Raw genomic sequence first — 22,256 nt, 5'->3', positions numbered from 1 at the left:
CCATCCAGTAGTTGTAGGGCGGTCGAAAACCGAGGTGTAAACAAAGATTTTCACAAACCCTAGATTATAAACGCGCAAATCGGGTCAATGCATCTAAAATGTGGCGATGACAATCAATTTCCACAACACACATTTCGAAATATCCGCCTCGCGGCTCATCGAATGCCCGGGGGCCAGTGTGCCCGAAATCGTATTCGCCGGGCGCTCCAATGCCGGCAAGTCCACGGCGGTCAACACCCTGTGCAAGCAGCGCCAATTGGCTTTTGCCAGCAAAACCCCAGGCCGCACCCAGTTGCTAAACTTCTTCCATGTTCTGGAACAAGGCGAGCCGATCGCGCGCCTGGTGGATCTGCCTGGTTACGGCTTTGCCCAACTGGCCCAAAGCAGCCAAAGCACCTGGGACAAAGAACTCGGTGGCTACCTGGCCGAACGCCCCAGCCTTCGCGGCTGCGTGCTGATTGTGGACAGCCGGCGCGGCCTGCTCGAGCTTGACCACGCTCTCATTGAATGGGTGAGCAAACGCAAGCTGCCTGTGCACATCCTGCTTTCCAAGTCCGACAAATTCAACCGCCAGGAACAAGTGCTTGCTCTGCGAGCCGCCAACAAAGCGGTGGAAAACCACAGGGCAACTGGCCATAACATCAGCATTCAACTGTGGTCAGCCCTTAAAAAAACCGGCCTACCCGAGCTTGAAAACCAACTGCAAGCGTGGATTCGCCCCGCCTTGCCCGACAACCCGCCCGAGGGTCAAACAACATGAGCCAACACCTGCCCACTCGCCCCCGACGTCTCCGCCGAACCGAGGCGCTGCGCCGTCTGGTGGCTGAGTCTTCCTTAAGCCCCAGTGACCTCATCTACCCCGTGTTTGTGGTGCCGGGTTCAGAGCAACGCCAATCGGTGCCTTCCATGCCAGGGGTCGAGCGATTGTCACTGGATCTGCTGCTGCACAAAGCCGAAGAATGCGTCAAGCTGGGGGTGCCAGTCATGGCCTTGTTTCCAGTCATTGAAGCGCAGAAAAAAACCGCCAATGGCCATGAAGCCACCAACCCCGAGGGTCTGGTGCCTACGGTGGTACAAGCACTCAAACAGCGGTTTCCCGAACTGATGCTACTCACCGATGTGGCACTCGACCCTTTTACCACCCATGGGCAAGACGGCCTCATCGACGAATCGGGCTATGTGCTTAATGATGAAACCGTCGAAGTTCTGCAGCAACAGGCTCTGGTTCAAGCGCAAGCTGGGGTAGACATCGTGGCCCCCAGCGACATGATGGATGGCCGAATTGGCGCCATCCGCAACACCCTGGAGTCCAACGGCCTCATCCACACCAGCATCATGGCTTACTCGGCCAAATATGCCTCGGCTTTCTACGGTCCTTTCAGGGATGCAGTGGGCTCAAGTGGCAACCTTGGCAAAAGCAACAAAAAGGTTTACCAAATGAACCCCGCCAACACCGATGAAGCCTTGCTGGAGGCGGGGCTCGATCTGGAAGAAGGCGCCGACATGGTCATGGTCAAACCCGGCATGCCTTACCTCGATATCCTGTGGCGCATCAAACAAGAATATGCCAGACCCACCTTCGCCTATCAGGTCAGCGGCGAATACGCCATGATCAAAGCCGCCGCCCAAAACGGTTGGCTCAATGAGGAAGCGGTCATGCTGGAAGCCTTACTGGCCTTTAAACGCGCGGGTGCCGATGGCATTTTGACCTACTTTGCACTGGATGCTGCACGAGCGCTCAAGAAACAATAAAACCCGACAAGCCACACAGGAGGGGCCATGAGCCGGTGGACACTGCTGAGCAACACCGAAATTCGCGAGCTTGAACAAGCCCCAAACGCCCTCCCCGATGAAGGGTTTCTTTGGGTAGACGCCCAACTGGACGAGGGTCTGGCCTGGACACCAGCTGTCGAACGCCTGCTGGGCAAGCCCATCGACGAGTTGCACCTTGAAGACCTGGCCAACCCGCTTCACCCCAGCCACTTTGACAATGGGGATGGCTACAGTGTGCTCATTATTCGATCGCTATCGAGCAAACCGCTGTTTGATGACTTCAACCGCCTGAACATCCGCACACGCCCCTGCTATTTTTTGATTGCAGACCGATTGTTGGTCACCTACCGCTCAAAGGACAGCCGCACCTTTGAGAAAGCCAGAGCATTTGCAGCAAGTTGCACCCAAGCCCCACGGGCAGACCTTGAACAGTTTCTGAACTTCAAAAAACTGCCAGCCTGCCCCGACGAGCTGGCTGTACAAATTGTCAGCAACCTGGTCGACCGCTTTTTAGAAACCCGAGCCGATATTTCTGACCGGCTGGACCGCTGGCAACGAGACCTGCTAAACCCCCGCAAACGCTTCGAAGACTGGAATGCCTTGCTGGCGGCCCGCAACGAACTGAACCGTTTTGAAGCGGTGGCCCAAGACCAACGTGACGCCCTGGTTGACTTTGAGGACGACCGGCAACGAGAGCATTCACTCTCCCCAGCCCTGCAGGTGAACCTTCGCGACACCATGGAGCATCTGGAGCGCATCATTGGTCTAACTCAACGCTTGGGCAGCAACACCGAGGCCGCCGTGCAACTTCATTTTTCGGCCACAGCGCACAAAACGAATGAAATTGTGACGGTGCTGACCATGCTCACCGCCATTTTTATGCCACTCACCCTGATCACCGGGCTTTTTGGCATGAACTTCGAGAACATGCCCTTTCTGCATCACGCATCGGGCTTTTGGATTAGCGTCGGCCTCATGGCGATTTCAGCTGGCATCTCGGCGCTGATTATTGTGTTGATCCGCGGCAGGCAATCCGTCAAGCGCTAGGGCAACAAACCCAATCGCGGGCGAACAGTATCCAAGGTGCTAGAAAACTTTGCTGCGTTTTCAAAGCCAATCACACGGGCCACCTCCTCGTCTGCTCGAGGTGGGAAAAACAGCATCGCAGGCGGGCCAAACAAGCGGTATCGTTTCAATAGCGCTTGGTCCTCCGGCGTGTTGTCTGTCACATCCACCTGCACCAAACGTATGCCCTGCAATTTGTTCTTGACCGAGTCGTCAGTCAAGGTAAACAGCTCGAACTCTTTACAGCTCACACACCAGTCTGCATAAAAATCAAGCATCACCGGTTGCCCGCTGGTGGCCAACATACCAGCCACCTGAGCGCTGGGCATGCGCTCAAATGGCGCTTTACCGGCCGCGAGGGCCGTGGGCTGCACGGCACCCACCACAACGCCCTGGCCTGCCAACCCAGCCAAGGGTCGCAGCAGGCTACCGCTTCCGGAAAATACGCCCACAGTGTAAACCGCCGCTAACATCGCAAACACCAACCCCAAGGCCTTGCCAAGCACCCGCCCACGCTCAGCCAGGCCGACGGTGTGGCTCGCACCGTGAAACAGCGCGGCCGACACTGCACAGGCCAACACCGCCCACAGAGCCATCACCAGCCACACTGGTGTCACAGGCGTTGCAATCCAAATGGCCACAGCCAGCAACAAAAACCCAAAGGTGGCCGACACCCAGTGCATCCAGGCTCCAGCCTTGGGCAGCAGCGTTCCAGCCCCGGCGGCAAACAACACCAGCGGCAAACCCATGCCCAGCGCAAGCAAAAACAAGGCTGCACCGCCGATTGCAGCATTCCCGGTCTGCCCGATGTACAGCAATGCACCAGCCAGTGGCGGAGCTACGCAGGGCCCCAACAACAGGGCCGACAACATGCCCATCACCAGCACTGGGGCAAACTGGCCACCTTTTAAACGGCCCGTTTTATTTTGCAGCCAGGTTTGAATTCCAGTGGGCAGTTGAAGCGAATAGCCCAACAAAAGGGCCACACCCAACAGCGCCAACACCCCGGAAAAACTCCAGAGTACGCCTGGTTGCTGCATGGCCATCACCAGGCTGGACCCACTTAAACCGGCCAACACGCCCAAGACCGCATAGGTCAGCGCCATGCCCAACACATACACCAGGGCCAGCGCCATGGGTCGTGCTTTGCTGTGGGCTGCGGCGCCTTGCCCCTGCTGCCCCACAACCAAACTGCTGACAATGGGAAGCATGGGCAAAGTGCAAGGCGTAAAGGCCAACAGCAGCCCCAAACCAAAAAACACAGGCAGCACCACCCAGGCCGATTGACCACTCAAACGACCCGCCAGCCCAGCCGCCTCATCAATCACTCCGGTCTGAGCCGCGGTAGCCCCCCCTCCCAGAGCAATGCTCCCCTCGACCATGCCAGGCGCGCTTGAATTGCCTGCGCCATTGGCAGACTTGCTCTCAAAAAACGCCCCCAAGCCCGTGCCATGCAACAGGCGGCCCAGTGTGCCGCCCTCGACAAATTTCAAGGGCGTGGTCATGGGTGGATAGCAAAGGCCTGCGTCGGCACATCCCTGAGAGATCATCTTCGCACTGGCCAGGTGAGGGGCCTGATTGCCCAAACTGTAACGAATCTGAAAAGCCAGCTCGCCACGCAAAGCCTCAATGTCCTGGTTCAGAAACTCATCGAATTTTCGCTCCCCTCGGGGCAACTCCACCCAGGCCAACTCAGCCAGGCCACCGCTGTTCTCCAACCCGAATCGCTCCCGGTACAAGTAGTAACCCGGCGCGACCTTGGCTCGAACATCCATCAAGCAATTCTCTTTGCATGCGGGGTCCTGCACCTGCAACTCAAACTGGAAGGCTTCCTCGGGCGGCAAGAAATCCTGAGCCATGGCCGCCCCTGCCACCAACCATGCGGCCAGCGCGAAAATTAGGTTCCTTAATCCATCTCGCATCATCATTTCCAATGTCATTATGTGTGCCTACGCATTGCCCGCGCTGTCGCGCACCCACTGTAGGTATTCCGGCAAACCATCGCCAACTTCCACCATCAACAACTCAGGCACCTCATAAGGGTGACACTCCTGCGTATACGCTTTCAAGGCTTCACGTTGAGAGGAACAACACTTGATGGTCACCAGCCACTCCTCCGATTGCTCGACCTGGCCTTGCCACAAGTAATGGGAACTGATCGGCCCACTCACAGCCGCGCAGGCAGCCAAACCACGTTCCACCAGATTGGCGGCAAATTGATCTGCCAAATTTCGTGCCGGCCACGTGCAGTAAGCCAGCCAGACCTCCGTGGGCACTTTACCTTGCATGGCTGCTCAATCCTTGTGCTTAAAACGGCGCTCTGTCATCCAGATTGCGCAAATTAACGCCGCTCCTGCGTAGACCATCATCGGTAGCAAAAGTGCCGGCAAATGCGACCAAGACCCCATGTACATGCCCCGCAGAGCATCCACCGCAAGGGACAAAGGCAAATGGTCTGCCACCCTCTCAAGCCAGGACGGCAACTGGCTCCGCGGAAAAAACGCCCCCGACAAAAAAGTCATCGGCGTCACCACCAGCGTGAAATAAAACATAAAAAAATCATAACTCGGCGCCCTGGCATTCATACACAATCCAAAGGCCGCAAACATCAAGCACACCAGCGCCAGCACCAGCCAGGCTGAAACCCAAAACCCAAAGCTCCCAATACCCAGCAGGGCCACCACCAACATCATCGCAGCAGTGCTGATCATGCCTTTGCTCATGGCCCACAAACATTCGCCTACCACGATTTCCCTGAGGCGAACCGGAGAATTCATGATGGCATGCCAGGTTTTTTGTGTGTGCATCCGCGAGAAAGCCGAGTACAGCGACTCAAAGGTTGGCGCGTTCATGGCACTAATACACAATGCGCCCACCGCAAGGTAATTGAGGTAAGGCTGGCCCTGTATGCTGGGCAACATGGATCCCAAGCCCAAGCCGAAAGCCATCAAAGCCATTACTGGATCCACCACGTTGCCCAACAAAGACGCCACGGCCAACTTGCGCCACACCATCAAATTTCGCCGCCACACCTGCAACACTGCATGCCATCTAATCATCTCGCAGCGCCTTGCCTGTTAATCCAAAATACACGTCTTCCAAATTGCCAGGCCGATATAGATAGGTCACATCGGGCACGGCTTGCGCTTGCAAAGTTTTAAGCAACGCCTCTGCCACTGGCAAACGGCAATAAAAAGTATCTCCTCGCCGATCAATGCTCTCCAACACCCCTTGGCTGCACAACCAAGTAGAGGCCCCAGCGCCCCACACCTCCAACACCGCGCGCCCAACCACCCCATCAATCAAGGCCTGCGGTGGCTGGCAATCCACCAATTTTCCGTGGTCCAACACGGCGACGCGGTCGGCCAAACGCTGGGCCTCGTCCATGTAGTGGGTGGTGAGCAGCATGGCCATGCCTTGACGTTTTAAATCCAGCAGACGGTCCCACATCACATGTTTGGCCTGGGGGTCCAGGCCAGTGGTGGGTTCATCCAAAAACAAAACGGTGGGTTGATTAATCAGAGCGCGGGCAAGCACCAGCCTGCGCCGCATACCGCCCGACAAAGTAGAGACGGAATCCTTCGCGCGGCCATCTAGGGAGGTAAATTCCAGGAGCTCTGATGCACGACGCTCTAATACGGACTTCGGAATGCCGAAGTAACGCCCAAACACCAGAAGATTCTCAAGAACCGTAAAATCCGGATCTAGGGCGTCGTACTGCGGCACCACGCCCACCTTGGCCCGAGCCAAATGCCCACCTGCAGGCAGCACATGCCCAAGTAGGCTTGCCTGGCCGTCGGTGGGGTGATCAAGACCCAAGGCAATGGAAATCGTGGTGGATTTACCGGCACCATTGGGCCCCAACAGGGCCACACACTCCCCGGCCTGGAGTATGAAATCAAGGCCCTGCAGAACAGCGCGCCCTCCGAAAGTTTTGGCAACACCCTTGAGGGTTAGCACGGATGAATCTTGGGAGGCCGCCTGGGGCGAAGCAAACAAAGAGCGCACAACAACCGACGCCTATTTGACAAATGGCCTTCTAGCATACAAAAAAGCCGAGGCAGCACAAAGCTCCCACGGCTTTCTTGAGTGTTTGAATGCAAAAGAGCAAGTCCTTTGCAGATCTTGCCCGGGCAAACCGTGGGCAAAACCGAATTTAAGCTTGCTCTTCAGCAACCTCAACTGCTTCGGCTGTTTCTGGGCGATCGACCAGTTCAACCAGCGCCATTGGCGCGTTGTCACCCTTGCGGAACCCAAACTTCAACACACGCATGTAACCACCGGGACGAGTGGCGTAGCGCGGTCCGATTTCGTCGAACAACTTCACAACCATGTCGCGATCGCGCAGGCGGGCAAACGCCAAGCGCTTGTTGGCCAGGGAAGGTGTCTTGCCCAAGGTGATAATGGGCTCTGCAATTTTGCGCAATTCCTTGGCTTTGGGCAGAGTGGTCTTGATCACTTCATGACGCAACAAAGCGTTGGTCATGTTTCTGAACATTGCCAAACGGTGGCTGCTGGTGCGATTCAGCTTACGCAATCCGTGACGGTGACGCATTTTAATTATCCTTCAATCTAACAAACGCTAAGCTCAGGGCTTATCGAGACCAGCGGGTGGCCAGTTTTCCAGTTTCATGCCGAGTGTCAAACCGCGTGCGGCCAACACCTCCTTGATTTCATTGAGTGACTTGCGACCCAGGTTCGGGGTCTTGAGCAACTCATTTTCGGTACGCTGAATCAGATCACCGATGTAATAAATATTTTCTGCCTTCAAGCAGTTGGCCGAACGAACGGTCAACTCCAAGTCGTCCACGGGGCGCAGCAGGATTGGATCAACCTGAGGCGCACGCGAAGCCACTTCGGGCTCAGCGGTGTTCTCCAACGCCGCGAACACCGACAGCTGCTCAACCAAGATGCGGGCCGCCAGACGAATCGATTCCTCTGGCGACAACACGCCATTGGTTTCAATCGACATCACCAAACGGTCCAAGTCGGTACGCTGCTCAACACGGGCGCTTTCTACGGCGTAAGACACACGCTTCACAGGGCTGAAAGAGGCATCCAACACGATGCGACCAATCGCCTTGCTTGGCTCATCGGGGAAACGACGAACCGAACCAGGCACGTAGCCACGGCCTTTTTCCACCTTGATTTGCATGTCAAGTTTGCCGCCCTGCGACAAATGAGCAATCACGTGGTCGGGGTTGATGATCTCAACGTCGTGCGGCAGCTCGATGTCACCGGCCGTGACAACACCTTCCACCTCGCGCTTCAAGGTGACGGTCACCACATCGCGTGACTCCAACTTGAATACGATCCCCTTGAGGTTCAGCAACAGATCAACCACGTCTTCCTGAACGCCATCGAGGGTGGAGTATTCATGCACCACACCGGCTATGGACACCTCAGTGGGTGCGTAACCAATCATTGAGGACAACAACACGCGGCGCAAGGCATTGCCCAGGGTGTGGCCGTAGCCACGCTCGAAGGGCTCCATCACCACTTTTGCACTGTGGGGACCGATTGTTTCAACTTCAACAATGCGGGGTTTCAACAAACTGGCATTAAACATTCAACATCCTTTTCAATACCCTCGGCTCGTTACACCGATAAGGCTGTGGATTGGTGGAACAAAATCAGCGTGAGTACAATTCCACGATCAAGCTTTCGTTGATCTCTTGGGAAAGGTCTGCACGGTCTGGCACGCTCTTGAGCGAACCTTCCAGTTTTTTGGCATCGACAGACACCCACAGGGGGAAACCATTTTGCTCGGCCAAACCAACCGCTTCCAGAATACGGGCTTGTGTCTTGGACTTTTCGCGAACGGAAATCACATCGTTCACTTTCACGGCGTAGGAAGGAATATTCACTGCCTTGCCGTTGACCAAAATTGCCTTGTGGCTAACCAGCTGACGAGCTTCAGCGCGTGTGGCACCAAAACCCATGCGATACACCACGTTATCCAGGCGGGACTCCAGCAATTGCAACAGGGTCTCACCAGTGTTGCCCTTGCGACGAGACGCTTCAGCAAAATAACGGCGGAATTGCTTTTCAAGCACACCGTACATGCGCTTCACTTTCTGTTTTTCGCGCAACTGCTGACCGTAGTCAGACGTGCGTGCGCCAGAAGTGCGGCCATGCTGGCCGGGTTTTGAATCCAGTTTGCACTTGGAATCGAGACTGCGACGTGTGCTCTTCAGACCGAGATCTGTGCCTTCACGGCGAGAAAGCTTACACTTTGGACCTGTATATCTAGCCACTTGAAACCTCTTTCATTACGCGGGTTAAACCGCTTCAGTCCGCCGCAAAAACGACGAACAATGGTCTTAAAAAAATTAGATGCGACGACGCTTGGGAGGACGACATCCGTTGTGTGGAATTGGGGTGATGTCAGAAATACTGGTCACCTTGATTCCGAGGGCGTTCAGTGCACGAACGCTGGACTCACGGCCTGGGCCAGGTCCCTTGATGAGCACTTCAACAGTTTTAATGCCACATTCCTGAGCAGCCTTACCAGCCACTTCAGCCGCCACCTGAGCAGCAAAGGGGGTGGACTTGCGAGAGCCCTTGAAACCCTGTGCACCCGATGTAGACCAAGCCAAGGCGTTGCCCTGACGGTCAGTGATGGTGATGATGGTGTTGTTGAACGAGGCGTGTACGTGCGCAATACCGTCAGAAATATTCTTTTTGACTTTTTTGCGACCACGGTTATTCGCTTGAGCTTTGGCCATTTGGCTACCTTCCTATGATGTCCTGATTATTTCTTCAGTGCGATACCGGCACGCTTTGGACCCTTGCGAGTGCGAGCATTTGTGCGGGTACGCTGACCACGAACAGGCAAGCCCTTGCGATGACGGAAGCCACGGTAGCAGCCAAGGTCCATCAAACGCTTGATGTTCATGGTAACTTCACGGCGCAAATCGCCTTCAGTCAAATACTTCGCCACTTCATCACGCAGCTTTTCCAGATCGGTGTCGTCCAGATCCTTCACCTTCTTGTTTTCGGCGATGGATGTTACAGCGCAGATCTTTTTGGCTGTGGAGCGACCAATGCCGTAGATGGCCGTCAAACCAATGACGGTGTGCTGATGGCTTGGAATGTTAATGCCGGCAATACGAGCCATTGAAATCCCCTTTTATTAACCTTGACGCTGCTTGTGACGCGCATCTGAACAAATGACGCGTACCACGCCGTTGCGCTTGATCACTTTGCACTTTCTACAAATCTTTTTTACTGAAGCCTGAACTTTCATGGCGAACTCCAAAAAGAACCAACTTATTTGGCTCGAAAAACAATTCGTGCTCTGGACAAATCGTAGGGCGTTAATTCAACCGTTACTTTGTCCCCGGGAAGAATACGGATGTAGTTCATGCGCATCTTTCCAGAGATATGACCAAGCACCACGTGACCATTTTCCAATTTCACCCGGAAAGTGGCGTTGGGCAGGTTTTCCACAACCTCACCCTGCATCTGGATAACGTCGTCTTTAGACAATCACTACCTCGTTAAACCGGAACCCTTGAAGCTTGACTTCTTCAAGAGGCTGTCGTACTGCTGGGACATGACGTAGGCCTGCACCTGCGCCATAAAATCCATGGCAACCACAACAATAATCAATAAAGACGTGCCACCGAAATAAAAGGGCACACTCAAACCCAAGACCAGGAATTCAGGCAATAAACACACAAGCGTGATGTATGCAGCACCGATGAGCGTCAAGCGAGTGAGCACCTTGTCGATGTAACGCGAAGTCTGCTCGCCGGGGCGGATTCCAGGCAGAAAAGCCCCACTCTTCTTGAGATTGTCTGCAGTTTCTCGGCTGTTGAACACCAAAGCTGTGTAGAAAAAACAGAAAAACACAATTGCCGCCGCATACAACAACATGTACAGCGGATGCCCCGGAGAAAGAGTCTGAGACACTTCTCTCAGAAATCCGACCACAGCACCATCACCCGAGCCAAACCAACTGGTCAACGTGGCTGGCAACAAGATGATGCTCGAAGCAAAAATGGGAGGAATAACACCTGCCATGTTCAGCTTCAGGGGCAAATGCGATGTTTGACCAGCATACACGCGGTTACCGACCTGCCGCTTGGCATAATTCACCGTAATCTTGCGCTGGCCACGCTCAACAAACACAACCAGGTAGGTTACAGCCACAGCCAAAACACAGATCATCACAGCAATGAGCGCACTCATGGCACCGGTCCGAACCAGCTCAAACAAACCACCGATCGCACCGGGCAACCCAGCGGCAATGCCAGCAAAGATGAGGATCGAGATGCCGTTACCAAGACCACGCTCGGTGATTTGCTCGCCCAACCACATCAAAAACATGGTACCCGTGACCAGAGAAACAGCCGTTGTGAAACGGAATGCCAGGCCTGGGTCAATCACCAAGCCTTGCTGTGACTCCAGCGCGATCGAAATACCGATCGCCTGAAAGGTAGCCAGGAAAAATGTGCCGTAACGGGTGTATTGGGTGATCTTTCTCCGACCTGCCTCGCCTTCCTTCTTCAACGCCTCCAGCTGGGGCACAACCACGCTAGCAAGCTGCATCACGATGGATGCAGAAATGTAAGGCATGATTCCCAAGGCAAACACCGTGAAACGTGACAGAGCACCACCCGAGAACATGTTAAACATGCCAAGAATGCCGCCCTGTTGCGAATCAAAGAGCTGCTTGAGCTGGACCGGATCAATGCCTGGCACGGGAATGTGGGCACCGATTCGATACACGATCAAGGCCAACAACAGAAACACCAGACGTTTGCGAAGGTCGGTGAATTTGTTGGAAGAAGCCAGGGTCGATGGGTTAAATGCCACGCTCTACACTCACTTAAGCATTGATCGAGCCGCCAGCAGCGGCGATTGCCTCAGCTGCACCCTTGGTGGCCTTAATGCCATTTAGGACAACAGCGCGCTTGATTTCACCAGCGAGAATAACTTTGACCTGCTGCGTACCAGCGGGAACAACACCCGCCTGCTTCAGGGTCAGAATGTCCACGGTGTCAACAGCCAACGCTTGAAGATCGCTTAGGCGAATCTGAGCGCTAAAAGGAGCTGTGCGGGAGGTAAAACCACGCTTCGGAAGACGACGATGCATTGGCATCTGGCCACCTTCAAATCCCACTTTGTGGAAACCACCACTGCGAGACTTTTGACCCTTGTGACCACGACCAGCAGTTTTTCCCCAACCAGAACCGATGCCGCGACCGACGCGCTTCTTGGGAAACTTACTACCTGGGGCTGGCGCAATTGTATTGAGTTCCATTATGCAGCCTCAACTTTGAGCAGGTACGAAACCTTGTTAATCATTCCACGCACCTCGGGTGTATCCACCAACACGCGTGTGTGGTTCAATCGACGAAGACCCAGACCTCGCACGGTGGCGCGGTGTGATTCTTTGGTGCCGATGATGCTTTTCACCAGTGTTACTTTTACTTGTCCGCTCATGATCAAGCCTCAAAAAGCTTTTCCACTGACAGGCCACGCTTGGCAGCAATTTCAGCGGGTGTTTGCAGCTTGGTCAACGCATCCAATGTGGCGCGTACCAAGTTGTAGGGATTGGACGAACCGTGGCTCTTGGCCACAATGTTGCGAACGCCCACCACTTCCAGAACAGCACGCATTGGGCCGCCTGCGATAATACCGGTACCTTCCTGAGCTGGCGCCAAAAACACCTTCGACGCACCATGGCGACCGAAAACGGTGTGATGGATGGTGCCATCCCGCAAAGAAACCTGTTCCATTTGACGACGGGCTTGCTCCATGGCCTTTTGAACAGCCACCGGCACTTCACGGGATTTACCCTTGCCCATACCGACACGACCGTCGCCATCACCAACCACGGTGAGGGCAGCAAAACCCAGAATACGACCGCCCTTAACCACTTTGGTTACGCGGTTTACCGCAATCATCTTTTCCTTCAGGCCGTCATCACGCGCTTCAGGTGCAGCATTCTTACCTTGCATTCTTGCCATGATCACTCCTTAGAATTTCAGACCGGCTTCACGGGCCGCGTCAGCGAGTTCTTTTACGCGGCCGTGGTATGCAAAACCAGACCGGTCAAATGCCACTTCTGTGATGCCGGCAGCCAAGGCACGCTTCGCAATTTCTGCGCCCACCAAAGCGGCGGCCGCTTTGTTGGACCCAGACTTACCTGCAAGGCTTGCGCGCAACTCTTTGTCAGCAGTTGAGGCAGCAGCCAAAACTTGCGAACCATCAGCAGAATGAACCGCAGCGTAAATGTGGCTGTTGGTACGGAACACACACAGACGTGTCGCGCGGGCAAGCGCGATGCGACGTCTTGTTTGCTTTGCACGACGCAGACGTGCTTCTCTTTTAGTTTCCATGATTTACCTCTTGGCGCCTTATTTCTTCTTGGTCTCTTTGATAACCACACGCTCATCGGCGTAACGCACACCCTTGCCCTTGTATGGCTCGGGCGGACGGTAAGCACGGATTTCCGCAGCGGTCTGACCAACCACTTGTTTGTCGGCACCCTTCACAATAATCTCGGTCGGCGTCGGCGTTTCAGCCTTCACACCAGCAGGAAGCTTGTGGATCACAGGGTGAGAAAAGCCCAAGGCGAGGTTGAGGGAGTCGCCCTGTACGGCCGCTTTGTAACCCACACCAACCAACTGAAGCTTGCGCTCGAAGCCCTTGCTCACACCTTGGACCATGTTGGCCAATAGTGCACGGGCAGTTCCGCTTTGCGCATTCGCATCGGTCGAATCATTGACAGGCTGAACCGACAACACGCCGTCTTCAAACTTGGGCTTAACCAAGGAATTAACGCTCAACTTCAATTCGGCGCTGGAACCTTTAACAGCCACTTGCTGGCCGGTCACCGTAACCTGAACACCAGCGGGCACTTTAATGGGAGCCTTACCTACTCTAGACATGTCTTCGCCCCTTATGCCACGTAGCAGATCACTTCACCGCCAATGCCGCTGGAGCGGGCTTTGCGGTCAGTCATCACGCCTTTGGATGTTGAAACAATGGCCACGCCCAAACCGTTCATCACCTGAGGAATCTCGTTTTTACCTTTGTAAATACGAAGTCCAGGCTTTGAAACGCGCTCGATTTTTTCAATCACAGGCTTGCCAGCGTAATACTTCAATTCGATGCTCAACACAGGCTTCGCAGTTTCACCCACAATCGAGAAGCTCTCGATGTAGCCTTCATCCTTCAGCACCTGCGCAATAGCAACCTTCACCTTCGAAGAAGGCATTTCAACCGAAACCTTGTCGACACCCTGCGCATTGCGGATGCGTGTCAACATATCGGCGATTGGATCACTCATACTCATTCTACGAACCCCTTACCAGCTTGCCTTAGTGATTCCAGGAATCTCACCACGCATGGCAATTTCACGGATCTTGTTACGGGCCAGACCAAACAGACGGAATGTGCCACGGGGACGGCCTGTCAACTCACAGCGATTACGCATGCGGGTTGGGTTGGCGTTACGAGGCAGAGCCTGCAACTTCAAGCGAGCTTCGTAACGCTCGGCTTCGCTCACAGACTGATCCTTCACGATTTTGTTGAGGGCCTCACGCTTGGCGGCATACTTCTTCACCAGGCTTGCGCGCTTTTTCTCACGGTTAATCAAAGCTAGTTTTGCCACGTTGCACCTCAGTTACGGAAGGGGAATTTGAAAGCAGACAACAGCGCTTTCGCTTCCTCGTTGGTCTTCGCTGTTGTCGTTACGCTGATGTTCAAACCACGCAGGGTGTCGATCTTGTCGTATTCGATTTCAGGGAAGATGATTTGTTCTTTAATGCCGATGTTGTAGTTACCACGGCCATCAAAGGACTTGCCGGAAACACCGCGAAAATCCCGAACGCGCGGGAAAGCAATGGTCACCAAACGGTCCAGAAATTCATACATCCGCTCGCCGCGCAGCGTAACCATACAACCAACCGGATAACCCTCACGGATTTTGAAACCAGCAATGGCTTTTTTAGCGCGTGTTACCACCGGCTTTTGACCAGCAATCTTGGTGAGGTCGCCAACGGCGTTCTCGATAATTTTTTTGTCATTCACTGCCTCACCCACACCCATGTTCAGAGTGATTTTGGTGATGCGAGGCACTTCCATGACCGACTTGTAACCGAACTGCTTGGTCAACTGACCAACCACCTCAGACTTATAAAATTCTTGAAAACGTGACACGACGGCCCCCTTAGTTTGCCAACTGCGCGCCGGTCTTCACCAGCACGCGCACGGATTTGCCATCCACTTCCTTGATGGCCACGCGAGATGGCTTACCGGTCTCTTTGTCAAACAAGCTGACATTGGACTGGTGAATGGGCATGGTTTTATCGACCACACCACCAACCTCGCCCTTCATGGGATTGGGCTTTTGATGCTTTTTAACCACGTTTACGCCTTCAACCAACAGGTATTCGTCGTTCACGCGAGAAAGCACCACACCTTTTTTGCCCTTGAATTTGCCGTTGAGCACCAGGACTTCATCGCCTTTGCGAATTTTGTTCATATTGACCTCACAGAACTTCTGGTGCCAACGACACAATCTTCATAAACTTTTCGTTACGAAGTTCGCGTGTAACAGGCCCAAAAATACGGGTACCGATCGGCTCAAGCTTGGCATTCAACAAAACTGCTGCATTGCCATCAAACTTGATCAAAGCACCATCGGGGCGACGCACGCCCTTGGCTGTACGAACAACCACGGCGTTATAAATCTCACCCTTTTTGACACGGCCGCGCGGAGCCGCATCTTTAATTGACACCTTGATGATGTCGCCAATGCCGGCGTAGCGGCGCTTGGACCCACCAAGAACCTTGATGCACATTACTGAACGCGCACCCGTGTTATCGGCCACATCGAGCCGTGATTGCATTTGTATCATGGATTGTCAAACCAACTTAATTACCTGAGTAACCAGTTTTGGTCCCGCATGGGTTGAAAAGATAGCCTGCTATATTAGCAGGCTTGTACCACTTGATCAAGCAAAATCAGATGATTTTTGCTTTCTCCAACACTTTTGTAACACTCCAAGACTTCGTCTTGGAAATTGGCCGGCCTTCGCTGATTTCAACCAGATCGCCCTCACCCACTTCATTGCTTTCGTCATGAGCGGTGTACTTGTGGGTTTTCACAATGTATTTGCCGTAAATCGGGTGCTTGATGCGGTTTTCAACCGCAACAACCACCGACTTGGTCATTTTGTCGCTCACAACGCGTCCAACCAGGGTGCGCTTCAAACTTACTTTCGCCTCGGTGCTCATGCGGACCTCTTCAATTCTGTCATCACAGTTTTCACGCGGGCGATGTCTTTGCGGACTTTGGCCAACTGAGAACTGTTACTCAATTGCTGGGTGGCAGCCTGCATGCGCAAGGAAAACTGCGCACGCAGCAACTCTTCCAATTCTTTTGTTAAATCTGCTGCGCTCTTTCCGCGCAATTCAGAAGCTTTCATTGTTAACCCCCAATTTGGCGCGTTACGAACACACACGGAAGAGGCAACTTGGCAGCTGCGAGGCGGAAAGCCTCACGTGCCAGCTCTTCGCTTACACCATCCATCTCGTAAAGCACCTTGCCTGGCTGAATTTCAGCCACGTAGTACTCCACGTTACCCTTACCGTTACCCATACGGACTTCAGCAGGCTTGTTGGTGATTGGTTTGTCCGGAAATACGCGAATCCAGATCTTGCCGCCACGCTTGATGTGACGGACCATGGCGCGACGTGCGGATTCAATTTGACGCGCAGTCAAACGACCACGACCTGTCGACTTCAACCCATACACACCGAACGACACGCTTGCACCACGAGTGGCCAAGCCGGTGTTGCGGCCTTTGTGCTCTTTTCTGTATTTGCGAGGTGATGGCTGTAACATCATGCGCTCCTAATTACTGTTCGGAGGAAGATCCAGCGGATGCTTCCTCTTTGTTGGAACCACTTGCACCGTCAGACTTACGAGCCTTGCGTGCACCGGCGGGGCGTGTGGAAGGACGACGTGGGCGACGCTCTTCTTTTTCAACTTCTGCTGGAGCAGCCACTTCACCGCGGCCCAGGTTGTCACCCTTATACACCCACACCTTGATACCGATGATGCCGTAGGTGGTTGAGGCTTCGCTGGTGGCGTAATCGATATCGGCACGCAGGGTGTGCAGGGGCACACGCCCCTCGCGGTACCACTCTGTGCGGGCGATCTCGATGCCGTTCAAGCGACCCGAAGACATAATCTTGATCCCTTGTGCCCCCATGCGCATCGCGTTCTGCATTGCGCGCTTCATGGCTCGACGGAACATGATTCGGCGCTCAAGCTGCTGTGCAATGCCATCTGCGATCAACTGAGCGTCGATCTCTGGCTTGCGAACTTCTTCGATGTTCACATGCACAGGCACACCCACCAGCTTTTGAAGGCTAGCCTTCAACAACTCGATGTCTTCACCCTTCTTGCCAATTACCACACCAGGACGAGCCGAGTAGATGGTGACACGGGCATTTTTGGCTGGGCGCTCGATGAGCACACGACCAACGGAGGCATTCTTCAGCTTCTTCTTCAAAAAATCGCGGACCTGAATGTCCTCAATTAACATCTTGGAGAAATCGCGATTGGATGCATACCAACGAGAGGCCCAATTGCGGGAAACTGCCAGACGGAATCCGGTAGGGTTAATCTTCTGACCCATGTAACCCCCTTAATTGCCAACCGTCACATAAATGTGACTGGTTTTCTTAACGATACGGTTGCCGCGACCCTTGGCACGCGCTGTAAAGCGCTTGAGCACGGGACCTTCTTCCACATGAATGGTTTTCACCTTCAACTCATCGACATCAGCGCCGTCGTTGTGCTCCGCGTTGGCGATTGCACTCTCCAGAACCTTCTTGACGATGAATGCGGCCTTCTGTGGAGAGAAAGCCAAAATGTTCAGGGCTTGATCGACTTTTTTGCCACGGATCAGGTCAGCAACCTGACGACCACGCTGAGGCGACAAGCGAACACCCTTCAAAATTGCACGAGTTTCCATTTATTACCCCTTATCGCTTGGCCTTCTTGTCGGCCGCATGCCCTTTGAATGTGCGAGTCAACGCAAATTCGCCGAGCTTGTGACCGACCATGTTTTCGTTGATGTACACAGGCACGTGCTGACGGCCGTTGTGCACAGCAATGGTCAAACCGATGAATTCTGGCAGTACGGTAGAACGACGTGACCAGGTTTTGATCGGGCGCTTGTCCTTGGCAGCAACAGCAGCCTCCACTTTTTTGATCAAGTGGGCGTCGCAAAAAGGACCTTTTTTCAATGAACGAGACATATTTGCTTACCCCACTTAACGCTTGTGACGACGCTGAACAATCATGGTATCGGTGCGCTTGTTCTTGCGAGTGCGATAACCCTTGGTCGGCTGACCCCATGGACTGACAGGCACACGACCTTCGCCCGTCTTGCCCTCGCCACCACCATGCGGGTGATCCACTGGGTTCATGGCTGTACCGCGCACGGTTGGACGAATGCCCTTCCAACGGGTGGCACCGGCTTTACCCACTTTCTTCAGACTGTTTTCTTCGTTACTGACTTCACCAATGGTAGCTCGGCACTCAATGTGCACACGGCGAATTTCACCAGAACGCAGGCGCATTTGGGCATAAGTGCCTTCACGGGCCATCAGCATGGCAGAACCACCAGCAGAACGCGCCAACTGCGCGCCCTTACCAGGCAACAGCTCGATGCAATGCACAGTGGTGCCCACAGGAATGTTGCGAATTGGCAATGTGTTACCCACCTTAATGGGAGCCTCAGAACCATTCAACAAGGTTTGACCAACCTGCAGACCGCGAGGAGCGATGATGTATGCGCGCTCGCCGTCAGCGTAACAGATGAGCGCAATATGCGCGGTTCTGTTTGGATCGTATTCGATGCGCTCTACCTTGGCAGGAATTCCATCCTTGGTTCGCTTGAAATCGACCACACGATAGTGCTGCTTGTGACCACCACCGATGTGACGGGTGGTGATATGACCATTATTGTTGCGACCAGCGGTCTTGGATTTTTTCTCCAGCAGCGGTGCGTAGGGCTCACCCTTGTGCAAGTGTGGATGAACCACCTTGACCATCGCACGGCGACCGGGCGAAGTTGGTTTTAGTTTAACGAGTGGCATGTTACGCAGCCTCCGAGAAATTAATTTCCTGACCGGCCTTCAACGCCACATAGGCCTTGCGCGTATCGGAACGGCGACCCATGGTGCGGCCGAAGCGCTTCTGCTTGCCAGCCTGGTTGATCACGCGCACGGACTCAACTTCAACCTTGAACAACAGTTCAACAGCTGCCTTGATTTCCTGCTTGGTGGCGGTCGAGCAAACCTTGAATGCAATTTGCTCGTGCTTATCAGCCAGCATCGTGCTTTTTTCGGACACGATAGGGGCCAACAAAATCTTCATAAGACGCTGGTTGTTCATGCGTACATCTCCTGCAGTTTGTCGAGCGCAGCGCGTGTAACAACCACTTTCTTGAAATAGATCAAGGAGAGGGGGTCGGCATAGCGGGGCTCAACCACAGCCACATTGGGCAGGTTACGAGAGGCCAGGTAAAGGTTCTCGTCGAGAGAGTCAACAATGATCAACACCGACTCCAAACCCATGCCCTTCATTTTCTGATCGAGCAATTTGGTTTTGGGAGCCTCAAGCTGCATGGACTCCACCACAACAAGACGATCCTCACGACCCAATTGGGACAGAATGGAACACACACCCGCACGGAACATTTTTTTGTTCAGCTTTTGAGTGAAATTCTCTTCTGGAGAATTGGGGAAGGTTTTACCACCCCCACGCCACAATGGGCTAGAAACCGCGCCAGCACGAGCACGACCGGTGCCCTTTTGCTTCCATGGCTTGCGTGTGGAGGCACGCACTTCGGAGCGGTCTTTCTGCGCACGTGTACCCTGACGCGCATTGGCTTGGTAAGCAACAACCAACTGGTGAATCAGCGGCTCATTGTACTCACGACCAAACACCACGTCGGAAACCTGAACAGTTTGAGAGGACTGCCCAGAATCTGTAATGACTTTCAATTCCATCTGGTTCCCCTTATGCCTTTGCCTTAACGGCCGGCTTGACCAACAACTGCCCGCCTTTTGAGCCAGGAACAGCACCCTTGATCAGCAGCAGACCACGCTCGGTGTCCACGCGAACAACCTCAAGGTTTTGGGTGGTGCGATTAACGTTACCCATCTGACCAGCCATGCGCTTGCCTGGAAACACGCGACCCGGATCTTGCGCCATACCAATGGAACCAGGCGCATTGTGAGACACAGAGTTACCGTGAGAGGCACGCTGGGAGCTGAAATTATGGCGCTTGATGGAACCAGCAAACCCTTTACCCTGGGTTACACCACTAACATCGACCTTTTGGCCAGCAGAGAAGATCTCCACGGATACAGGCGCGCCAACTTGAAGCTCGGCCAACTTGCCAGCTTCAACGCGGAATTCAACAAGGGAAGAAGCCGCTTCGATGGAAGCAGCGGCAAAGTGACCTGCCTGCGCTTTGGCCACACGTGAAGCGCGGCGGGCACCGTAGGCCAACTGGACGGCCGTGTAGCCGTCCTTTTCGAGTGTTTTGAGCTGCGCAACACGGTTGGATGACACATCCACAACGGTCACGGGAATAGAAACACCCGCCTCGTTAAAGATGCGCATCATGCCGATCTTGCGACCAATAAGGCCTAGACTCATGATTTCTCCAATTTCGGCTACGATTGGCCGAATGATAAAATTCGCTGATTAACCTTTGAAAAGGTTAGCCAGCGATTATAGACTTAAGTCGAATTTATTGCAACTTGATTTCTACATCCACACCAGCAGGCAGATCCAACTTCATCAGTGCGTCCACAGTTTTGTCGGTGGGGTCCACGATATCCATTAGGCGCTGGTGAGTGCGAATTTCAAACTGGTCGCGCGATGTCTTGTTCACGTGCGGCGAGCGAAGAATGTCGAAACGCTTCATGCGAGTGGGCAGAGGGACGGGACCCTTGACCACAGCGCCAGTTCGCTTGGCAGTTTCAACGATTTCCAGGGCAGACTGGTCAATCAACTTGTAGTCAAAAGCCTTCAAGCGGATGCGAATTTTTTGATTATTCATGATATTTCCAAAAGAGCTAAATGAGTGTGATCAGCCTTCACGCCAACTCACCTCGTTGATGCCCGTGGTGTTTTGACAACACCACGGGTTCCACACCAATTACTTGGTGATCTTGGCAACCACGCCGGCGCCTACGGTACGACCACCTTCGCGGATCGCAAAACGCAGACCTTCTGCCATCGCAATCGGGGCGATCAGTTCAACATTGATCGACACGTTGTCGCCTGGCAGCACCATTTCTTTGTCCGCTGGCAAGCTGATGGAACCTGTCACGTCCGTTGTACGGAAATAGAACTGCGGACGGTAGTTGTTAAAGAATGGGGTGTGACGACCACCTTCTTCTTTGCTCAACACATACACCTCAGCGCTAAAGCCTGTGTGTGGGGTGATCGTGCCTGGCTTGGCCAACACTTGACCACGCTCCACTTCTTCACGCTTGGTACCACGCAGCAACACGCCAACGTTGTCACCAGCCTGACCCTGGTCGAGCAGCTTACGGAACATTTCCACGCCCGTGCAGGTGGTCTTGGCGGTGTCCTTGATACCCACGATTTCGATTTCTTCGCCAACCTTCACCACACCACGCTCAATACGACCGGTTACCACGGTACCGCGACCAGAGATGGAGAACACGTCTTCGATGGGCATCAGGAAGGTGCCATCCACCGCACGCTCAGGCGTGGGAATGTAGCTGTCCAGTGCGGCGGCCAGCGCCTTGATGGCCTGCTCACCCAACTCGCCTGCATCGCCTTCCAGGGCCAGCTTCGCAGAACCCTTGATGATGGGCACGTCATCGCCTGGGAAGTCGTAGGAAGACAGCAATTCACGCACTTCCATTTCAACCAGTTCCAGCAGCTCGGCATCATCCACCATGTCGCACTTGTTCAGGAACACGATGATGTAAGGCACACCAACCTGACGGGCCAACAGAATGTGCTCGCGGGTCTGGGGCATGGGGCCGTCAGCAGCCGAACACACCAAAATGGCGCCATCCATCTGCGCCGCACCCGTGATCATGTTCTTCACGTAGTCAGCGTGGCCTGGGCAGTCCACGTGCGCGTAGTGGCGAGTCTCAGTCTCGTACTCCACGTGCGCTGTGTTAATCGTAATACCACGTGCCTTCTCTTCAGGCGCCGCGTCAATCTGGTCGTAACCCTTGGCCTCGCCACCAATCAGGCGCGCCAGAACAGTGGTGATCGCCGCTGTCAGGGTTGTCTTGCCATGGTCCACGTGACCAATCGTCCCAACGTTTACGTGCGGCTTCTTACGCTCAAACTTTTCTTTTGCCATTGCAAATACCTCTTCAGT

The 22,256-nt window shown here is 54.1% G+C and carries 37 protein-coding genes; 3 read left to right on the top strand and 34 right to left on the bottom strand.

Translation table 11 applies throughout. The features are described 5' to 3' along the window. Window positions 1–106 precede the first annotated feature (106 nt). From yihA to ACEQU8_RS08070, 3 genes are read left to right on the top strand one after another with little or no spacing between them, the layout of a single operon-like run. Window positions 107–760, top strand: a complete 654-nt coding sequence (gene yihA / locus ACEQU8_RS08080; RefSeq protein ID WP_370262819.1) for a ribosome biogenesis GTP-binding protein YihA/YsxC — start codon at window positions 107–109, stop codon at window positions 758–760. After that, entirely contained in the window at window positions 757–1,752 is a 996-nt protein-coding gene (hemB, locus tag ACEQU8_RS08075; RefSeq protein WP_370262817.1) for a porphobilinogen synthase, read from the top strand. The genes yihA and hemB overlap by 4 nt, the downstream gene beginning before the upstream one ends. A gap of 27 nt (window positions 1,753–1,779) precedes the next feature. Further along, window positions 1,780–2,820 carry a magnesium transporter CorA family protein gene (locus ACEQU8_RS08070; RefSeq protein WP_370262816.1) on the top strand — a complete coding sequence of 347 codons (1,041 nt, stop codon included), beginning with the start codon at window positions 1,780–1,782 and terminating at the stop codon, window positions 2,818–2,820. Here the strand turns inward: ACEQU8_RS08070 and dsbD are convergent. The 34 genes from dsbD to tuf form a co-directional block, all read right to left on the bottom strand. After that, window positions 2,817–4,778, bottom strand: a complete 1,962-nt coding sequence (gene dsbD, locus ACEQU8_RS08065; RefSeq protein ID WP_370262814.1) for a protein-disulfide reductase DsbD — start codon at window positions 4,776–4,778, stop codon at window positions 2,817–2,819. The genes ACEQU8_RS08070 and dsbD overlap by 4 nt on opposite strands. Window positions 4,779–4,787: 9 nt before the next feature. Next, on the bottom strand, window positions 4,788–5,126 hold the full coding sequence (gene cutA, locus ACEQU8_RS08060) for a divalent-cation tolerance protein CutA (RefSeq protein ID WP_370262813.1): 339 nt from the start codon (window positions 5,124–5,126) through the stop codon (window positions 4,788–4,790). Between the two features lie 6 nt (window positions 5,127–5,132). Beyond that, window positions 5,133–5,897, bottom strand: a complete 765-nt coding sequence (locus ACEQU8_RS08055) for an ABC transporter permease (protein ID WP_370262811.1) — start codon at window positions 5,895–5,897, stop codon at window positions 5,133–5,135. Beyond that, the gene (locus ACEQU8_RS08050; RefSeq protein ID WP_370262809.1) at window positions 5,890–6,846 is read right to left on the bottom strand and encodes an ATP-binding cassette domain-containing protein; all 957 of its coding nucleotides are present in this window, start codon (window positions 6,844–6,846) and stop codon (window positions 5,890–5,892) included. Before ACEQU8_RS08050 ends, ACEQU8_RS08055 begins: the two co-directional genes overlap by 8 nt. Before the next feature lie 148 nt (window positions 6,847–6,994). Further along, a complete protein-coding gene (gene rplQ / locus ACEQU8_RS08045; RefSeq protein ID WP_370262808.1) occupies window positions 6,995–7,393 on the bottom strand; it encodes a 50S ribosomal protein L17 in 399 nt (132 codons plus the stop codon). 33 nt (window positions 7,394–7,426) lie between these two features. After that, window positions 7,427–8,407, bottom strand: coding sequence for a DNA-directed RNA polymerase subunit alpha (gene rpoA / locus ACEQU8_RS08040; protein WP_370262807.1), 981 nt, complete (start codon window positions 8,405–8,407; stop codon window positions 7,427–7,429). 64 nt (window positions 8,408–8,471) lie between these two features. Further along, window positions 8,472–9,095 (bottom strand): 30S ribosomal protein S4, encoded by a 624-nt coding sequence (rpsD, locus tag ACEQU8_RS08035; RefSeq protein ID WP_370262806.1) that lies wholly within the window; start codon window positions 9,093–9,095, stop codon window positions 8,472–8,474. A gap of 75 nt (window positions 9,096–9,170) precedes the next feature. Continuing rightward, window positions 9,171–9,566: a 30S ribosomal protein S11 gene (rpsK, locus tag ACEQU8_RS08030; RefSeq protein ID WP_370262805.1), complete on the bottom strand. Its 396-nt coding sequence runs from the start codon at window positions 9,564–9,566 to the stop codon at window positions 9,171–9,173. Between the two features lie 26 nt (window positions 9,567–9,592). Further along, window positions 9,593–9,958 (bottom strand): 30S ribosomal protein S13, encoded by a 366-nt coding sequence (gene rpsM, locus ACEQU8_RS08025; protein ID WP_370262803.1) that lies wholly within the window; start codon window positions 9,956–9,958, stop codon window positions 9,593–9,595. A 15-nt stretch (window positions 9,959–9,973) separates the two neighbouring features. Further along, entirely contained in the window at window positions 9,974–10,087 is a 114-nt protein-coding gene (gene rpmJ / locus ACEQU8_RS08020; protein ID WP_370262801.1) for a 50S ribosomal protein L36, read from the bottom strand. 23 nt (window positions 10,088–10,110) lie between these two features. Then, window positions 10,111–10,329 carry a translation initiation factor IF-1 gene (infA, locus tag ACEQU8_RS08015; protein ID WP_008249415.1) on the bottom strand — a complete coding sequence of 73 codons (219 nt, stop codon included), beginning with the start codon at window positions 10,327–10,329 and terminating at the stop codon, window positions 10,111–10,113. 3 nt (window positions 10,330–10,332) lie between these two features. Next, a complete protein-coding gene (gene secY, locus ACEQU8_RS08010) occupies window positions 10,333–11,661 on the bottom strand; it encodes a preprotein translocase subunit SecY (protein WP_370262799.1) in 1,329 nt (442 codons plus the stop codon). 13 nt (window positions 11,662–11,674) lie between these two features. Beyond that, window positions 11,675–12,109 (bottom strand): 50S ribosomal protein L15, encoded by a 435-nt coding sequence (gene rplO, locus ACEQU8_RS08005; protein ID WP_370262798.1) that lies wholly within the window; start codon window positions 12,107–12,109, stop codon window positions 11,675–11,677. Next, window positions 12,109–12,291 (bottom strand): 50S ribosomal protein L30, encoded by a 183-nt coding sequence (gene rpmD / locus ACEQU8_RS08000; RefSeq protein WP_370262796.1) that lies wholly within the window; start codon window positions 12,289–12,291, stop codon window positions 12,109–12,111. The genes rplO and rpmD overlap by 1 nt, the downstream gene beginning before the upstream one ends. Window positions 12,292–12,293: 2 nt before the next feature. Continuing rightward, on the bottom strand, window positions 12,294–12,818 hold the full coding sequence (gene rpsE, locus ACEQU8_RS07995; RefSeq protein ID WP_370262794.1) for a 30S ribosomal protein S5: 525 nt from the start codon (window positions 12,816–12,818) through the stop codon (window positions 12,294–12,296). Between the two features lie 9 nt (window positions 12,819–12,827). Then, window positions 12,828–13,190, bottom strand: coding sequence for a 50S ribosomal protein L18 (gene rplR, locus ACEQU8_RS07990; RefSeq protein ID WP_370262792.1), 363 nt, complete (start codon window positions 13,188–13,190; stop codon window positions 12,828–12,830). Window positions 13,191–13,208: 18 nt separating this feature from the next. Next, the gene (gene rplF / locus ACEQU8_RS07985) at window positions 13,209–13,742 is read right to left on the bottom strand and encodes a 50S ribosomal protein L6 (RefSeq protein ID WP_370262791.1); all 534 of its coding nucleotides are present in this window, start codon (window positions 13,740–13,742) and stop codon (window positions 13,209–13,211) included. Between the two features lie 11 nt (window positions 13,743–13,753). Continuing rightward, window positions 13,754–14,149, bottom strand: a complete 396-nt coding sequence (gene rpsH / locus ACEQU8_RS07980; protein WP_370262789.1) for a 30S ribosomal protein S8 — start codon at window positions 14,147–14,149, stop codon at window positions 13,754–13,756. A gap of 12 nt (window positions 14,150–14,161) precedes the next feature. Further along, window positions 14,162–14,467, bottom strand: coding sequence for a 30S ribosomal protein S14 (gene rpsN, locus ACEQU8_RS07975; protein WP_370262787.1), 306 nt, complete (start codon window positions 14,465–14,467; stop codon window positions 14,162–14,164). An 8-nt stretch (window positions 14,468–14,475) separates the two neighbouring features. Beyond that, entirely contained in the window at window positions 14,476–15,015 is a 540-nt protein-coding gene (gene rplE / locus ACEQU8_RS07970; RefSeq protein WP_370262785.1) for a 50S ribosomal protein L5, read from the bottom strand. Window positions 15,016–15,025: 10 nt separating this feature from the next. Continuing rightward, entirely contained in the window at window positions 15,026–15,340 is a 315-nt protein-coding gene (gene rplX / locus ACEQU8_RS07965) for a 50S ribosomal protein L24 (RefSeq protein WP_370262783.1), read from the bottom strand. 7 nt (window positions 15,341–15,347) lie between these two features. Beyond that, window positions 15,348–15,716, bottom strand: a complete 369-nt coding sequence (rplN, locus tag ACEQU8_RS07960; protein WP_159569029.1) for a 50S ribosomal protein L14 — start codon at window positions 15,714–15,716, stop codon at window positions 15,348–15,350. 106 nt (window positions 15,717–15,822) lie between these two features. After that, complete coding sequence (rpsQ, locus tag ACEQU8_RS07955) at window positions 15,823–16,095, bottom strand: 30S ribosomal protein S17 (protein WP_370262781.1); 273 nt, start codon at window positions 16,093–16,095, stop codon at window positions 15,823–15,825. After that, window positions 16,092–16,286, bottom strand: coding sequence for a 50S ribosomal protein L29 (gene rpmC, locus ACEQU8_RS07950; RefSeq protein WP_370262779.1), 195 nt, complete (start codon window positions 16,284–16,286; stop codon window positions 16,092–16,094). Before rpmC ends, rpsQ begins: the two co-directional genes overlap by 4 nt. A gap of 2 nt (window positions 16,287–16,288) precedes the next feature. Continuing rightward, window positions 16,289–16,705, bottom strand: a complete 417-nt coding sequence (gene rplP, locus ACEQU8_RS07945) for a 50S ribosomal protein L16 (RefSeq protein WP_370262777.1) — start codon at window positions 16,703–16,705, stop codon at window positions 16,289–16,291. A 13-nt stretch (window positions 16,706–16,718) separates the two neighbouring features. Next, window positions 16,719–17,504, bottom strand: coding sequence for a 30S ribosomal protein S3 (gene rpsC, locus ACEQU8_RS07940; RefSeq protein ID WP_370262775.1), 786 nt, complete (start codon window positions 17,502–17,504; stop codon window positions 16,719–16,721). A 9-nt stretch (window positions 17,505–17,513) separates the two neighbouring features. Next, the gene (gene rplV / locus ACEQU8_RS07935; RefSeq protein ID WP_370262773.1) at window positions 17,514–17,843 is read right to left on the bottom strand and encodes a 50S ribosomal protein L22; all 330 of its coding nucleotides are present in this window, start codon (window positions 17,841–17,843) and stop codon (window positions 17,514–17,516) included. Window positions 17,844–17,853: 10 nt separating this feature from the next. Then, window positions 17,854–18,129, bottom strand: coding sequence for a 30S ribosomal protein S19 (gene rpsS, locus ACEQU8_RS07930; RefSeq protein WP_370262771.1), 276 nt, complete (start codon window positions 18,127–18,129; stop codon window positions 17,854–17,856). 15 nt (window positions 18,130–18,144) lie between these two features. Continuing rightward, the gene (gene rplB, locus ACEQU8_RS07925) at window positions 18,145–18,972 is read right to left on the bottom strand and encodes a 50S ribosomal protein L2 (RefSeq protein WP_370262769.1); all 828 of its coding nucleotides are present in this window, start codon (window positions 18,970–18,972) and stop codon (window positions 18,145–18,147) included. A 1-nt stretch (window position 18,973) separates the two neighbouring features. Continuing rightward, window positions 18,974–19,270 carry a 50S ribosomal protein L23 gene (rplW, locus tag ACEQU8_RS07920; protein ID WP_370262767.1) on the bottom strand — a complete coding sequence of 99 codons (297 nt, stop codon included), beginning with the start codon at window positions 19,268–19,270 and terminating at the stop codon, window positions 18,974–18,976. Beyond that, window positions 19,267–19,887 carry a 50S ribosomal protein L4 gene (gene rplD / locus ACEQU8_RS07915; RefSeq protein ID WP_370262765.1) on the bottom strand — a complete coding sequence of 207 codons (621 nt, stop codon included), beginning with the start codon at window positions 19,885–19,887 and terminating at the stop codon, window positions 19,267–19,269. The genes rplW and rplD overlap by 4 nt, the downstream gene beginning before the upstream one ends. Before the next feature lie 10 nt (window positions 19,888–19,897). Then, window positions 19,898–20,542, bottom strand: a complete 645-nt coding sequence (rplC, locus tag ACEQU8_RS07910) for a 50S ribosomal protein L3 (RefSeq protein ID WP_370262763.1) — start codon at window positions 20,540–20,542, stop codon at window positions 19,898–19,900. A gap of 94 nt (window positions 20,543–20,636) precedes the next feature. Beyond that, window positions 20,637–20,948, bottom strand: a complete 312-nt coding sequence (gene rpsJ, locus ACEQU8_RS07905; RefSeq protein WP_256763036.1) for a 30S ribosomal protein S10 — start codon at window positions 20,946–20,948, stop codon at window positions 20,637–20,639. Window positions 20,949–21,047: 99 nt separating this feature from the next. Further along, entirely contained in the window at window positions 21,048–22,238 is a 1,191-nt protein-coding gene (tuf, locus tag ACEQU8_RS07900; protein WP_370262761.1) for an elongation factor Tu, read from the bottom strand. Between the last annotated feature and the right edge of the window lie 18 nt (window positions 22,239–22,256).

This window comes from Limnobacter sp. (genome assembly GCF_964228395.1).
Classification (GTDB): domain Bacteria; phylum Pseudomonadota; class Gammaproteobacteria; order Burkholderiales; family Burkholderiaceae_B; genus Limnobacter.
The sequence above is the reverse complement of the archived record's forward strand: the minus strand, read 5'-3'. Positions and strand labels throughout refer to the sequence as shown.